This is a genomic window from Rhodovulum sp. BSW8, from assembly GCF_003314725.1.
Lineage (GTDB): Bacteria > Pseudomonadota > Alphaproteobacteria > Rhodobacterales > Rhodobacteraceae > Rhodovulum > Rhodovulum visakhapatnamense.
On record NZ_QNVX01000012.1, the window covers coordinates 88425 to 102693 of the forward strand.

14 protein-coding genes are annotated in these 14269 nt (G+C 69.2%); 10 read left to right on the forward strand and 4 right to left on the reverse strand.

The window, feature by feature from the left end; genetic code table 11:
• Window positions 1-5 precede the first annotated feature (5 nt).
• The 10 genes from DSD19_RS08730 (at window position 6) to DSD19_RS08775 (ending at window position 10471) form a co-directional block, all read left to right on the forward strand.
• Entirely contained in the window at window positions 6-920 is a 915-nt protein-coding gene (locus DSD19_RS08730; RefSeq protein ID WP_113669291.1) for a 5-bromo-4-chloroindolyl phosphate hydrolysis family protein, read from the forward strand.
• On the forward strand, window positions 917-2098 hold the full coding sequence (locus DSD19_RS08735; RefSeq protein ID WP_113669292.1) for a toxic anion resistance protein: 1182 nt from the start codon (window positions 917-919) through the stop codon (window positions 2096-2098). Before DSD19_RS08730 ends, DSD19_RS08735 begins: the two co-directional genes overlap by 4 nt.
• 97 nt (window positions 2099-2195) lie before the next feature.
• Window positions 2196-3071 carry a DUF2927 domain-containing protein gene (locus DSD19_RS08740; RefSeq protein ID WP_113669293.1) on the forward strand — a complete coding sequence of 292 codons (876 nt, stop codon included), beginning with the start codon at window positions 2196-2198 and terminating at the stop codon, window positions 3069-3071.
• An 81-nt stretch (window positions 3072-3152) separates the two neighbouring features.
• Complete coding sequence (locus DSD19_RS08745; protein ID WP_113669294.1) at window positions 3153-4283, forward strand: SPFH domain-containing protein; 1131 nt, start codon at window positions 3153-3155, stop codon at window positions 4281-4283.
• Between the two features lie 7 nt (window positions 4284-4290).
• The gene (locus DSD19_RS08750; protein ID WP_113669295.1) at window positions 4291-5379 is read left to right on the forward strand and encodes a TFIIB-type zinc finger domain-containing protein; all 1089 of its coding nucleotides are present in this window, start codon (window positions 4291-4293) and stop codon (window positions 5377-5379) included.
• 68 nt (window positions 5380-5447) lie between these two features.
• Complete coding sequence (locus tag DSD19_RS08755) at window positions 5448-6374, forward strand: carbohydrate kinase (RefSeq protein ID WP_113669296.1); 927 nt, start codon at window positions 5448-5450, stop codon at window positions 6372-6374.
• The gene (gene dtd / locus DSD19_RS08760; protein ID WP_113669297.1) at window positions 6371-6808 is read left to right on the forward strand and encodes a D-aminoacyl-tRNA deacylase; all 438 of its coding nucleotides are present in this window, start codon (window positions 6371-6373) and stop codon (window positions 6806-6808) included. Before DSD19_RS08755 ends, dtd begins: the two co-directional genes overlap by 4 nt.
• A 43-nt stretch (window positions 6809-6851) precedes the next feature.
• Window positions 6852-9257, forward strand: a complete 2406-nt coding sequence (locus DSD19_RS08765) for a ligase-associated DNA damage response DEXH box helicase (RefSeq protein WP_113669298.1) — start codon at window positions 6852-6854, stop codon at window positions 9255-9257.
• Window positions 9258-9308: 51 nt separating this feature from the next.
• Window positions 9309-9971: a ligase-associated DNA damage response endonuclease PdeM gene (gene pdeM / locus DSD19_RS08770; RefSeq protein WP_113669399.1), complete on the forward strand. Its 663-nt coding sequence runs from the start codon at window positions 9309-9311 to the stop codon at window positions 9969-9971.
• A 53-nt stretch (window positions 9972-10024) separates the two neighbouring features.
• Window positions 10025-10471, forward strand: coding sequence for a PaaI family thioesterase (locus tag DSD19_RS08775; RefSeq protein ID WP_113669299.1), 447 nt, complete (start codon window positions 10025-10027; stop codon window positions 10469-10471).
• On the opposite strand, the gene folD is transcribed toward DSD19_RS08775, so the two are convergent.
• The 4 genes from folD to DSD19_RS08795 form a co-directional block, all read right to left on the reverse strand.
• Entirely contained in the window at window positions 10468-11370 is a 903-nt protein-coding gene (gene folD, locus DSD19_RS08780) for a bifunctional methylenetetrahydrofolate dehydrogenase/methenyltetrahydrofolate cyclohydrolase FolD (RefSeq protein ID WP_113669300.1), read from the reverse strand. The two genes, DSD19_RS08775 and folD, sit on opposite strands and share 4 nt — an antisense overlap.
• Window positions 11367-11675 carry a chorismate mutase gene (locus DSD19_RS08785; RefSeq protein WP_075785438.1) on the reverse strand — a complete coding sequence of 103 codons (309 nt, stop codon included), beginning with the start codon at window positions 11673-11675 and terminating at the stop codon, window positions 11367-11369. Before DSD19_RS08785 ends, folD begins: the two co-directional genes overlap by 4 nt.
• Window positions 11676-11749: 74 nt before the next feature.
• Window positions 11750-13426, reverse strand: coding sequence for a formate--tetrahydrofolate ligase (locus DSD19_RS08790; RefSeq protein ID WP_113669301.1), 1677 nt, complete (start codon window positions 13424-13426; stop codon window positions 11750-11752).
• A 74-nt stretch (window positions 13427-13500) separates the two neighbouring features.
• On the reverse strand, window positions 13501-14229 hold the full coding sequence (locus tag DSD19_RS08795; protein ID WP_371412564.1) for a methyltransferase domain-containing protein: 729 nt from the start codon (window positions 14227-14229) through the stop codon (window positions 13501-13503).
• Between the last annotated feature and the right edge of the window lie 40 nt (window positions 14230-14269).

The window sequence follows — 14269 nt, forward strand, 5'->3', positions numbered from 1 at the left end:
GCGTGATGGCCAACCGGTTCGGCGGCCGCTACAGCCCCGGCACGCCCGGCCCCGAGACGGCCGCCCCGCCCCGCCATCCGTTCCAGGGGCGGCGTCCGGCACGGGCCGCGGGCCGGGCCAATGCGATGTTCTTCGCGCCCCTGCCGCTTTTGCCGCGCGCCTTCTTTTCCGACCCGGCGGGGCTGGCACTGACGCTTGGCGCCTTCGGCGTGCTGATCCTTGCCGCCTGGCTGACCCGCGAGGGGCTGCGGGCCGAGGATGCCTGGGCCGCCCGCAAGGTGGCCCGCCGCCCGGCGCTGCCGCGCAAGATCCTGGGCTCGGGTCTCACCGGCGCGGGGCTCTTGCTGGCGGGGATCGGCGGCGGCGACTGGCTGACCCCGGCGATCTATGCCGTCTTGGGCACCGCGCTCCACAGCTTTGCCTTCGGCCTCGATCCGCTCGGCGACAAGGGAATGGAAGGCATCGACAGCTTTCAGCAGGACCGCGTGGCGCGCGCCATCGAAGAGGCCGAAAAGCACCTGGCGACCATGTCCGAGGCGATCCGGCGCGCCGGCGACCGCGGGCTCGAGGCGAGGGTCGAACGGTTTCAGGCGGTCGTGCGCGACATGTTCCGCACGGTCGAGGAAGACCCGCGCGATCTGACCGCCGCCCGGCGCTATCTGGTCGTCTATCTGCTGGGCGCGCGCGATGCGACCGTGAAGTTCGCCGATCTTTACGCCCGCACCCGCGATGTCACCGCCCGCCAGGATTACGAGGCGCTTCTGGGCGATCTCGAGGACAATTTCGCCGCCCGCACCCGGGCACTGATCCAGGACGACCGCACCGATCTTGACGTCGAGATCGAAGTCTTGCGCGACCGGCTGCAACGGGACGGCATCCGCACGGCGCCCGTCGCGCCCATTTCGGGAGAGAATGCATGAGCTCGGACAACAATCGCCTGAAGGCGGCGCAGGACGTCGCCGAAGTTGAAAAAGTGACATTGGCGGTCCTGCCCGAACCGGCCCGGGATCTGGTCCCGCTGGACGGCGCCGCGCCGCCGGTGGCCGACGCCATCCGCGCCCGCATGGCCGAGATCGACATGTCGGACAGCAATTCGATCATCGGTTTCGGGTCCAGTGCCCAGGCCGAGTTGCAGACCATCAGCCAGGCCATGCTGGCCGATGTGCGCAACAAGGACGTGGGGCCCGCAGGCGACTCGCTCCGCGAGATCGTGACCACGATCCGGGGCTTTTCGGTGTCCGAACTCGACGTGCGGCGCGAGGCGAGCTGGTGGGAAAAGCTGATGGGGCGCACTGCGCCCTTCGCCAAGTTCGTCGCGCGATTCGAGACGGTTCAGGGCCAGATCGACTCGATCACCGACCGGCTGCTGACCCATGAACACACGCTGCTGAAGGACATCAAGTCGCTCGACAAGCTTTACGAGAAGACCCTCGATTTCTACGACGAGCTCGCGCTTTACATCGCCGCGGGCGAAGAGAAGCTGAAAGCTCTCGACGCCACCGAGATCCCCGCCAAGGAGGCCGAGGTCGCCGCGGCCCCCGAGGCCGATCAGGTGATCCGGGCGCAGGAGCTGCGCGACCTGCGCGCCGCGCGCGACGATCTTGAACGCCGGGTGCATGACCTCAAGCTGACCCGCCAGGTGACGATGCAGTCGCTGCCCTCGATCCGGCTGGTGCAGGAAAACGACAAGTCGCTGGTCAGCAAGATCAACTCGACCCTGGTCAATACCGTGCCGCTTTGGGAAACCCAGCTGGCGCAGGCGGTCACCATCCAGCGCTCGAAAGAGGCCGCGCTGGCGGTCCGCGAGGCCAGCGACCTGACCAACGAGCTGTTGACCGCCAATGCCGCCAACCTGCGCCAGGCCAACAGGACCGTGCGCGAGGAAATGGAACGGGGCGTGTTCGACATCGAGGCGGTCAAGAAGGCCAATGCCGATCTGATCGCGACGATCCAGGAAAGCCTGACCATTGCCGACGAGGGCAAGACCCGGCGCGCCCAGGCCGAGGACGATCTGAAAAAGATGGAGGCAGAGCTGCGCGACACCCTCGCCTCCGCCAAGTCGCGGGCGCAGGGCGCCGGCGCCCTGCCGGAGGCCTGACCGCATCGTGACGCCGAAATCGCGCCCTTCCTTTCGGCCGGGGCTCGGGCCGGGGGCGCTGGCCAGCGCCCTTGCCGTGGCGTTGGCCGGCTGTCAGATGGCGCCCGCGCCGCCCGAGACACGGCCCGCCGCCCGCCCCGCCGAAGCGGTGCAGCCGGAGCTTTCGCCCGACAGCCAGGCTTTGGCCCGGCATTACGCCCGGGTGCAGGCCGATCTTCTGTCGCGCGGCCTGCTGCGGACCGATGGCGGCGAGACCGATGTGCCTTTCACCCGCCGCGCGCTGGTCGAGAATTTCGTGCGGATCGCGCTTTTCGACGAATATGTCAGCCGCGGCGGGCATCTGGTGGCGCGCGAGACCGAAAGCCGGCTCCGGCGCTGGGAACAACCTGTCCGCTTTGGCATCACCTTCGGCGCAACGATCCCGGCCGCCCAGCGCAGCCGGGACCGGGCCGAGATCGCGGCCTATGTCCGGCGACTGTCGCGGGTGACCGGGATGCCGATGTGGGTGACCAGCCCCGAACAGGCCAATTTTCAGGTCTTCATCGTCAATGAGGACGAGCGCCGCCGCCTGGGCCCCGACCTCGAACGTCTGATCCCGGGCATCGACGTCGCCGCCCAAAGCACGATCGCCGTGATGCCGCGATCGACTTTCTGCCTGGTGCTGGCCTTCTCGAAGGGCGAGTCCAGCACCTACTCCAGCGCCGTCGCCGTGATCCGCGGCGAACATCCCGACCGCCTGCGCCAATCCTGCGTGCATGAGGAACTGTCCCAGGGGCTGGGGCTGGCCAATGACAACCCCTCGGTACGCCCGTCGATCTTCAACGACGACGAGGAATTCGCGCTGCTGACGCCCCATGACGAATTGCTGCTGAAGATGCTTTACGACCGGCGCCTGCGCCCGGGCATGACCCCGGCCGAGGCCCGCCCCATCGTCGAGCAGATGGCGGCCGAGCTGATGGGGGGCGACGCCTGAGGCATGCGCTCTGGCGCCCGGCATGGCCGCGTCCGGCACCGGCCCTATAGTTTGACCCGGACACCACGGAGGACCTGACCCATGGGCATTTTCGACTTTCTCTCCGGCGAGTTCATCGACGTCATCCACTGGGTCGACGACACCCGCGACACCATGGTCTGGCGGTTCGAACGCGAGGGCCATGCCATCAAGTACGGCGCCAAACTGACAGTGCGCGAGGGTCAGGCGGCGGTCTTCGTTCATGAGGGCCAGCTGGCCGACGTGTTCACGCCCGGCCTCTACATGCTGGAAACCAACAACATGCCGGTGCTGACCACGCTGCAGCACTGGGATCACGGCTTCCGGTCTCCCTTCAAGTCGGAAGTCTACTTCGTCAACACCACCCGCTTCACCGACCTCAAATGGGGCACCAAGAACCCGGTGATGCTGCGCGACCCCGAATTCGGCCCGACCCGGATCCGCGCCTTCGGCAGCTATACGGTCCGCGTCACCGACCCGGCCCGCTTCATGGTCGAGATCGTCGGCACCGATGGCGAATTCACCATGGACGAGATCGGCTTTCAGATCCGCAACATCATCGTGCAGGAGTTTTCCCGCGTGATCGCGGCCTCCGGTATCCCGGTGCTGGACATGGCCGCCAACACCGCCGATCTGGGCAAGCTGATTTCGGGCGAGGTGTCGAAAACGCTCGAGGCCTACGGCCTGACCATGCCCGAATTCTACATCGAGAATATCAGCCTGCCGCCCGAGGTCGAAAAGGCGCTGGACAAGCGCACCTCGATGGGGATCGCGGGCGATCTGGGCCGCTACACCCAGTATTCCGCGGCCGAAGCCATGACCGAGGCCGCCCAAAGCCCCGCGGGCGGCGGCATGGCGGCGGGGATCGGCGCGGGCCTGGGCATGGCGATGGCCCAGAGCGTCGCCCAGACCGGCCCCTGGGGCGCGGTGCCGCGCAGCCCGGCGGCCGAGGCCGCGATGCCGGTCCCCCCGCCCCCGCCGCCGGTCGAACATGTCTGGCACATCGCCGAGAACGGCCAGACCTCGGGGCCGTTCTCGATGGCCCGGCTGGGACGGATGGCGGGCGAGGGCAGCTTCCGCCGCGACAGCTTTGTCTGGACCCAGGGCCAGGACGGCTGGAAGCGCGCCGAAGAGGTGCCCGAGCTTGCCCGGCTTTTCACCGTCGCCCCGCCGCCGCCCCCGCCCGGGGTCTGAGCCCGGGATGACCGCCCCCGACCACCGCTTTCCCTGCGACCAGTGCGGGGCAGACCTGCGATTCTCTCCCGAGGACGGTCGGCTGATCTGCGACCATTGCGGCCATGAGGAGCCCGTCGAGGGCACCGGCCCCTGGGACGCGCCGCTGGCCGAGCTGGACTACCGCGCGGCGCTCGACGCGGCGCTGCCGGGGGCCGAGATGCAGGACGTCCGGCAGATCAAATGCCCCAATTGCGGCGCCGAGTTCGAGATGGACGAGGCCACCCATGCCGCCGAATGCCCGTTCTGCGCGACCCCCGTCGTCACCGGAACCGGGGTTCAGCGGCGGATCAAGCCCAAGGGCGTGCTGCCCTTCGCGCTGTCCGAGGCCGAGGCGCACAAGGCAATGACCGACTGGCTGGGGCGGCTCTGGTTCGCGCCGAACGGGTTGCAGGCCTATGCCCGCAAGGGCCGCCGGATGGAGGGCATCTACGTCCCGTACTGGACCTTCGATGCCGACACGAGATCTCAGTACAGCGGCGCGCGGGGCACGATCTATCACGAAACCCGCCGGGTGATGCGCGAGGGCCGGTCGGAGACGGTGCAGGTGCAGAAGATCCGCTGGACCCCGGTTTCGGGCCGGGTCGCGCGGTTTTTCGACGACGTGCTGGTTCTGGCCGCGACCAGCCTGCCGAAACGCTATACCGACGCGCTCGAACCCTGGGACCTGTCGCTGATGCTGCCCTACCGGCCGCAGTATCTGGCGGGCTTCCGGGCCGAAGGCTACACGGTCGATCTGGAAACCGGCTTTGCCGAGGCGCGCCGGACCATGGACCGGGTGATCCGCCGCGACGTGATGTTCGACATCGGCGGCGACAGCCAGCGGATCGACCGGCTCGAGACCCAGGTTTCGGCGGTCACCTTCAAGCATGTTCTGCTGCCGGTCTGGCTGGCCGCCTACCGCTATCGCGGCAAGACCTACCGCTTCGTCGTCAACGGGCGCAGCGGCCGGGTTCGGGGCGAACGGCCCTGGTCGGCCTGGAAGATCGCCATTGCCGTGGTGCTGGGTCTCGCGCTGGCGGCCGGGATCGGCTATCTGGCCGCGCTGCAGCAGTAGGCGATGCCCGTTTGCACCCACCGGGTCCGCGCGCTAGCCTGACCCCCACAGAGCGAGGCGAGCCGACCATGATCCTTTGCGCGGGCGAGGCCCTGATCGACATGCTGCCCCGGACCAGCACCGAGGGCGAGCCCGCTTTCGCCCCGCATGCGGGCGGCGCGGTCTTCAACACCGCGATCGCGCTTGGCCGGCTGGGGGCGCCGACCGGCTTTCTCGCAGGCCTCTCGACCGATCTTTTCGGCACCCAGCTTGCCGAGGCTCTGGCCGCCTCGGGGGTCGAGACCGGGCTTTGCCTGCGCTCGGACCGGCCGACCACCCTGGCCTTCGTGACGCTGGTCGACGGTCACGCGCGCTATGCCTTCTATGACGAGGCGACGGCCGGGCGGATGCTGACACCCGCCGACCTGCCCGCCCTGCCCGCGTCGGTGCGCGCGCTGTTCTGCGGCGGCATCTCGCTGATGGCCGAGCCCTGCGGCAGCGCCTATGAGGCGCTGTTCCTGCGCGAGGCCGGGGCGCGGGTGACCATGCTGGACCCCAATATCCGGCCCGGCTTCATCGCCGACGTGCCCGCCTATCGCGCCCGGATCGCGCGGATGATCGCCGCGGCCGACATTCTCAAGATCTCGGACGAGGATCTGCACTGGCTCGAGGGTCCGGGGGACGCGCGCGATCTGGCGCGGGGGCTTCTGACCCGGGGACCGCGGCTGGTGCTGCTGACCCGGGGCGCCGGGGGCGCCGATGCGCTGAGCGCCGGGGTCGAATGCCACGTGCCGGCGCCGCCCGTACAGGTCGTCGATACCGTGGGCGCGGGCGACACCTTCAATGCCGGGCTGCTGGCCGGGCTGGCCCGGGCGGGCAGGCTCGACCGCGACACCCTTGCCGACGGGGTGCCGGGGGCGGAGCTGAAGGCCGCGCTGGATCTGGCGATCCGCGCCGCCGCCGTCACCGTCGCGCGCGCGGGCGCCAACCCGCCCTGGGCGGCGGACCTGGCATGAGGGCGCTGGTCCAGCGAGTCAGCGAGGCCGCGGTCCGGGTCGATTGCGCCTGTCTCGGCGAGATCGGGCCGGGGCTGATGATCCTCGTTTGCGCCATGGCGGGCGACACCGAAGCCGAGGCTGACAAGCTCGCCCGCCGCATCTCGCGGATGCGGATCTTTCGCGACGCGGCCGACAAGATGAACCTCTCGGTCCTCGATACCGGCGGCGCGGCGCTGGTCGTCAGCCAGTTCACCCTCGCCGCCGATACCTCCAGCGGCAACCGCCCGGGCTTTTCGCATGCGGCCCCTCCGGCCGAGGGCGAACGGCTGTATCTGCGTTTCGCCGAGGCCTTGGCCGCCGAAGGCGTGCCGGTCGCAACCGGGCGGTTCGGGGCCGACATGAAGGTCTCGCTGGTCAATGACGGTCCGGTGACGATCTGGATCGAGGCATGACCGCGCCCGACCCCGCCTGACCGGCCGCCCACCGGAGACGTCGATGGCCCTGCCCCCGCCCTTCGCCGACTGGTTCGCCGCCCGGGGCTGGACCGTGCATCCGCATCAGACCGCGATGCTGACCCGGGCCGACGCCCCGTCGCTGCTGCTGATCGCGCCCACGGGGGGCGGCAAGACGCTTGCAGGTTTTCTACCTTCTTTGGTCGAGATTTCAGAAAATTCCGCACATGGATTGCACACTCTCTACATTTCACCGCTGAAGGCGCTGACCGCCGACATCCGCCGCAACCTTGGCCGCCCGATCGAGGAGATGGGCCTGCCGATCCGCGTCGAGGATCGCACCGGCGACACCTCGCAGGCCCGTCGTCGCCGCCAGCGCGCCGACCCGCCGCATATCCTGCTGACCACGCCCGAAAGTCTGGCGCTGCTGCTCAGCTACGAGGACGCGCCGCGGATCTTCGCCGGGCTGCGCCGCGTCATCGTCGACGAACTCCATGCGCTGGCCGAGTCGAAGCGCGGCGATCTGCTGACGCTGGGCCTTGCGCGGCTGCAGAGCCTCTGCCCCGGGCTCCGCCGCGTCGGGCTGTCGGCCACGGTCGAGGACCCGCCCGCGCTGGCAAGCTTTCTGGCCCCGACGGGCGCGCCCTGCGAGATCCTGACCGCCGATCCGGGCCCGCCACCCGACATCGCCATGCTGGACACGAGCGCGCCGCCGCCCTGGGCCGGGGGTGGCGGGCGCCACGCCATCCCGGCGGTGCTGGATCAGATCGCACGCCACCGCACGACGCTGATCTTTCACAACACCCGCGCCCAGGCCGAACTGTTCTTCCGCGATCTGTGGCTGGCCAACGAGGATGCCCTGCCGATCGCGATCCACCATGGCAGCCTGTCGCGCGAGGCCCGCGAGAAGGTCGAGACGGCAATGACCGAGGGGCGGCTGCGGGCTGTCGTCTGCACCGGGTCGCTCGATCTCGGGATCGACTGGGGCGATGTCGATCTGGTGATCCAGGTCGGCGCGCCGAAGAACGTCAAGCGGCTGGTGCAGCGGATCGGCCGCGCCAATCACCGCTATAACGCCCCGTCGAAGGCCCTGCTTGTGCCCGCGAACCGCTTCGAGGTGGTCGAATGCATGGCGGCACTCGACGCTGTGCGCGCGGGCGATCTGGACGGCGAGCCGCGCGGCCCCGGCGCCCGCGACGTGCTGTGCCAGCACATTCTGGCCACCGCCGCCGCGGGTCCGTTCGACGCCGAGGCCCTGTTCGCCGAGGTGCGTTCGGCCGGGCCCTATGCCGACCTCACGCGGCCCCGATTCGACGCCTGCCTCGACTTCGCGGCCACCGGCGGCTACGCGCTGCGGGCCTATGACCGCTGGCAGCGGCTGAAACAGGCGCCCGATGGCCACTGGGGCTTGCGTGACCCGCGCGCAGCCCAACGCATCCGCATGAACCTTGGCACCATCGTCGAGGAAGAGACCCTGAAGGTGCGGCTGCGGCCCGCGCGCGGCGGCGCGCCGCTCGGCGAGGTCGAAGAGGCCTTCGCCGCGACTCTGACCCCGGGCGACACCTTCCTGATCGGCGGCCAGGTCGTGCGCTATGAAGCGCTCCGCGAGATGGTGGTCGAGGTCAGTCGCAGCCCCGGCCGCGACCCGAAGATCGCGGTTTTCGCCGGAACCAAGTTCGCCACCTCAACGCGTCTGGCCAAGCGCATCCTGGCGATGTTCCGGGCCGAAGACTGGCCCGGCCTGCCCGCCCATACCGCCGACTGGCTGGCGCTGCAGCGCAGGGTCTCGGCCCTGCCCGAGCGCGGCGACCGCCTGCTGATCGAGACCTTCCCCTATGAGGGCCGCCAGCATCTATGCGTCTACGGCTTCGCGGGGCGGAACGCACAGCAGACCCTGGGCCTTTTGCTGACCCGGCGGATGGAAGCCGCCGGACTGGCGCCGATTAGCTTCGTCGCCTCGGACTATGCCACGCTGATCTGGGGGCTCGAGCCGGTTGACGCCCCCTCTGACTTGATGGATTCGAACGAGCTATATACAGCCTTTGCTGGTTGGCTCGCTGGAAATGCGGTCATGAAGCGCACATTTCGAACATCCGCCGTCATTGCCGGTCTGATCGAGCGAAACCTGCCCGGGCAGCGCAAGACAGGGCGGCAGGCCACCTTTTCGTCCGACATCCTGTACGACACGCTGATGCGCTACGACCCCGATCACGTTCTGCTCGAGATCACGCGCGAGGAGGCAATGAAGGGGCTCGTCGATTTCGGCCGGATCGAGGCGATGCTGGCCCGCGTGCGCGGCCGGATCGACCACCGGCGCCTTGACCGCGTCTCGCCGCTGGCCGCACCGCTGTTTCTGGAAGCCGGGCGGGTTCCGGTGAAGGGCGCGGCCGAACAGCGTCTGATCGACGAAGCCGCCGCCCGGCTGATGACGGCCGCCGGTCTGAGCTGAAGCGAGGACTTCGCCCTTGCCTCCAGGAGGCGGATGCGGTTGAAACAAAGCATGAACGGATATGCTTTCCCGCTGGCCGGAACCGTCCTGACCGCCCGCGCTTCCGGCGCGCTCTGGTGGGAGGCCGAACGGCTGCTGGCCGTGTCCGACCTGCATCTGGGCAAGGCCGACCGGCTGGCGCGGCGCGCGGGCGCCCTGTTGCCGCCCTATGACACCCACGAGACTTTGACCCGGCTGGCCGCCGAGATCGAGGCGCTGGCGCCCCGCACGGTCATCTGCCTCGGCGACAGCTTCGACGATGACGACGCGGCCCGCGATCTGCCCGAGCCCGCAACCGACCGGCTGACGGCGCTGATGGCCGGACGTCGCTGGATCTGGATCTCGGGCAATCACGACCCGGCCCCGCCCGATCTGGGCGGCACTGCCCTGGCAGAGCTGGCGCTGGGGCCGCTCAGGTTTCGCCATATCGCCGAGCGAGAGGCCGAGGGCGAGGTCTCGGGGCATTATCACCCGAAGATGCGGCGGCGGCTGGGCGGGCAGAGCGTGGCACGGCCTTGTTTCCTGGTCGACTGCAGGCGCGCGATCCTGCCCGCCTTCGGCGCCTATACGGGCGGGCTTGCGACGCACGCCCCGGTGCTGGACGCGCTGATGGGCGCCGATGCGCTGGCGATCCTGACCGGGCCGAAGGCGCTGGCCCTGCCCATGCGGGCGTGACAGCGAAGATCGCCCAAGCTAGCGTCGATCCCGTACCGGTGCAGGGAGAGTCCATGCAGCACGCGCCCAGAAATCCAGACTTCGAGGCCATCGTCCGCGAGAGTTTCGCCCGGCAGGCGATGATGTCGACCCTTGGGGCCGGGCTGGTATCGGTCGCACCGGGAACCGTGGCGATCTCGGCGCCGATCAGGCCCCAGTTCGGCCAGCAGATCGGGGCGGCCCATGCCGCCTTCACCTTCGCGCTGGCCGACAGCGCCGCGGGTTACACGGCGCTGAGCCTGATGCCGCCCGACCATGACGTGCTGACCAGCGAGGCCGGCATCCACCTGCTGGCCCCGGCGCTTGGCGACCGGCTGATCGCGACCGGATCGGTGGTCAAGACCGGCAGGCGGCTGTTCGTCGTCCGCTCCGAGGTCTTTGCCGAAACCGGCGACCGTCCCGGCCAGGGTCGGACCCATGTGGCCAGTTTCACCGGGACGATGGTGCCAATCCCGCTTTAGGCGGTCAGGCCCTCGGGTTCTGGCAGGCCGTTGGCGCGGCAGCAGGCGGTCACGGTATTGGCCAGCAGGCAGGCAATGGTCATCGGACCGACCCCGCCCGGCACCGGCGTGATGGCGCCCGCCACCTCGGCCGCGCTGGCGAAATCGACATCGCCGACCAGCCGGGTCTTGCCCTCGCCCTTTTCAGGCGCGGGAACCCGGTTGATGCCGACATCGATCACCGTCGCGCCGGGCTTGACCCAGTCGCCCGGGATCATCTGCGGGCGCCCCACGGCGGCCACCAGGATATCGGCGCCACGGCAGACCTCGGGCAGGTCGCGGGTGCGCGAATGGGCGACGGTCACCGTGCAGCTGTCAGCCAGCAGCAGCTGGGCCATCGGCTTGCCGACAATGTTCGAGCGCCCGACGACGACGGCGTTCAGCCCCGAGAGCGAACCCAGAGTATCGCGCAGCATCAGAAGACAGCCCAGAGGGGTGCAGGGCACCATCGACTTCTGCCCCGTCGCCAGCAGCCCGACATTCGAAATGTGAAAGCCGTCCACATCCTTGGCCGGGTCGATCGCATTGATGACCTTGGCCTCACCGATATGCGCCGGCAACGGAAGTTGCACCAGAATCCCGTGCACGGAGGGGTCCGCGTTCAGCCGGTCGATCAGCGCCAGCAGGTCCGGCTCGGAGGTGTCGACCGACAGGCGATGTTCGAAAGAGGCCATTCCGGCCTCGCGGGTCTGTTCGCCCTTGTTGCGGACGTAGACCTGGCTGGCCGGGTCTTCGCCCACCAGAACCACGGCAAGGCCGGGGGTCAGCCCGTGATCGGCCTTCAGCCGGGCCACATGGGCCGCGACCTTCTCGCGGATCCCGGCGGCAAAGGCCTTGCCGTCAATGCGTGTCGCAGTCATCCCCGTACCTCCTTGGCCCCCAGGGCCCGCTCTTCGCGCCCGATCGACCATTCGATCAGCGTCCGCCACAGCGTCTCGACAAGATCGGGGTCGAGCCCTTCTGCCCCGGCCCGCGCCCGGACATTGGCCACCACCTCCTCGACCCGGTCGTCGATCCGCGCAGGCAGACCCGCGGCGGCCTTCAACTCGGCGGCGCGGTCGATATAGCGGGCGCGCTCGGCCAGAAGCCCGACCAGACGCGCGTCGAGCGCGTCGATCTGGGGGCGAAGCTCGTCCATGCTGCGGCAGGTCTGGGGGGGGATCATGGGGCCTCTCGACTTCCGTTACGTCTGGTTCGCGTGTTACCCCGCCTGCCCGCGCGCCGCAATGCGGCAGCGCCTCAGAACAGCCCCTCGATCTGGCCCTCGGCATTCAGACCGATGGAATGGGCCGCGGGTTCGGGCGGCAGGCCGGGCATGGTCATGATCCGCCCGCAGATCGCCACCACGAAGCCCGCCCCGGCCGCCAGCCGCACCTCGCGCACCGGCACGTCGAAGCCCTCGGGGGCGCCGGTCAGCGCCGGATCGGTCGAGAAGGAATACTGGGTCTTGGCCATGCAGACCGGCAGATGGCCATAGCCCGCCTCTTCCCAGGCGGTCAACTGGTCGCGGATCTTCTGGTCGGCCACCACGTGATCGGCGCGGTAGATCCGGCGGGCAATGGTCTCGATCTTGTGGAAGAGACCCATCTCGTCGGGATAAAGCGGCGCAAAGCTGTGATGGTCGGTCTCGGCCAGCGCCACGACCTTGCGCGCCAGCGGCTCGATGCCTGCGCCGCCCTCGGCCCAGTGGCGGCACAGGATCGCCTCGGTCCCCTGCCCGCGCACATAGTCCTGCACGGCAGCGATCTCGGCCTCGGTATCGCCCGCGAAATGGTTGATGGCGACCACTGTCGGCACCCCGAAGGACCGGACATTCTCGATATGGCGGCCGAGATTGGCACAGCCCGTCCGGACTGCCGCCACATTCTCGGCCTTCAGATCGTCCTTGGCGACGCCGCCATTCATCTTCAGCGCCTTGACCGTGGCCACCACAACCACCGCCGCGGGCGCAAGCCCCGCCTTGCGGCACTTGATGTTCATGAACTTCTCGGCGCCCAGATCGGCCCCGAACCCTGCCTCGGTCACCACGTAATCGGCCAGCCGCAGCGCCGTGCGCGTGGCGATGACCGAGTTGCAGCCATGGGCGATATTGGCGAAGGGACCGCCATGGACGAAGGCGGGGGTATGTTCCAGCGTCTGAACCAGATTGGGCTGGATCGCGTCGCGCAGCAGCACCGTCATCGCCCCGTCGGCCTTCAGCTCGCGCGCATGCACGGGCGCCCGGTCGCGGGTATAGCCGATGATGATCTCGCCCAGCCGCCGCTGCAGATCGGCAAGGTCGGTGGCCAGGCACAGGATCGCCATGACCTCGGAGGCGACGGTGATGTCGAACCCGGTCTCGCGCGGATAGCCGTTCGACGGCCCGCCCAGCGAACAGACGATGTCGCGCAGCGCCCGGTCGTTCATGTCCATCACCCGGCGCCAGGTGACCCGGCGCTGGTCGATGCCCAGCGCATTGCCCCAGTAGATATGGTTGTCGATCATCGCGGCCAGCAGGTTATGCGCCGCCGTGATCGCGTGGAAATCGCCGGTGAAATGGAGGTTCATGTCCTCCATCGGCACGATCTGGGCATAGCCGCCGCCGGCCGCGCCGCCCTTCATGCCGAAACAGGGGCCCAGCGAGGCCTCGCGGATGCAGATCGCCGTCTTGTGGCCCAGCCGGGCCAGCCCGTCGCCAAGGCCGACCGTGGTCGTCGTCTTGCCCTCGCCCGCAGGCGTCGGGTTGATCGCGGTCACCAGGATCAGCCGTCCCTCGGGCCGGTCCTCGAGGCCCGCGATGAACTCGGCCGTGACCTTGGCCTTGTCGTGGCCGTAGGGCAGAAGCGCCTCGGGCGGAATGCCCAGCTTGGCGCCGATCTCCTGGATCGGGCGCTTTTCGGCGGTGCGTGCGATCTCGATATCCGTCTTCGGGGCCATGGCCGATCCTCCCGCGTTTTCCGTTTTGCCAACAGATAGCGGCTGCACCCGGCGAGGGCCAGAACCCTCGACGATCAGACGGTGAGGGTGAAGAATACGCGGGTGAATGGAAAGAGAACGCTGCCATCCGGCGCGGCGGGATAGGCCAGGTCCAGCGCGGTCTCGTACTCGGTCAGAAACGCGGCCAGTTCGTCGCCGTCGAGCTTGGCCGCAAAGGGGCGCAACGCCGTCGCCTCGGTAAAGCGGCGCACCGGATGGCCGTCGGCCGCGGGGTCGAGCCGCTGCACATAGGACGTCTCCCAGGCCGAAACGGTGCCCAGCGGCGCCAAAATCCGGGCATAGGCCGCGGCTTCGGCGACCGGCGGCACCCAGCCGGAAAAGTCGAACCGGTCGGGAAAGCAGCGCGCGGCGATCTCGCGCATCAGAGCATGCGAGGGGGCGGCGAACTGGCGGGGCATCTGCACCGCCAGCGTGCCCCCCGGCCCCAGCGCGCTCGCCAGGCGCGCGAAAAGCCCGGCATGATCGGGCAGCCAGTGGCAGAGCGCGTTGGAAAAGATCAGCGCGACCGGCGCCTCGGGGGTCCAGGTTGCGGCATCGGCCTCGATCAGACGGTCGTAAAGACCCGGGACGCGGGCCTCGTCCAGCATGGCGGGCGAGCTGTCGACCCCGGTCAGGGTCGCACGCGGAAACCGCATGCGCAGCGCGCCCGCGACCGCGCCATTGCCGCAGCCCAGATCGACGACGCCGCCCTCGGGCAGCTCGGGTACCTGCGCCAGCAGATCCAGCGCCGGGCGCAAACGCAAACCCCGGAACCTTGCGTAGGTTCCGGGGTTCCAGTCTTCA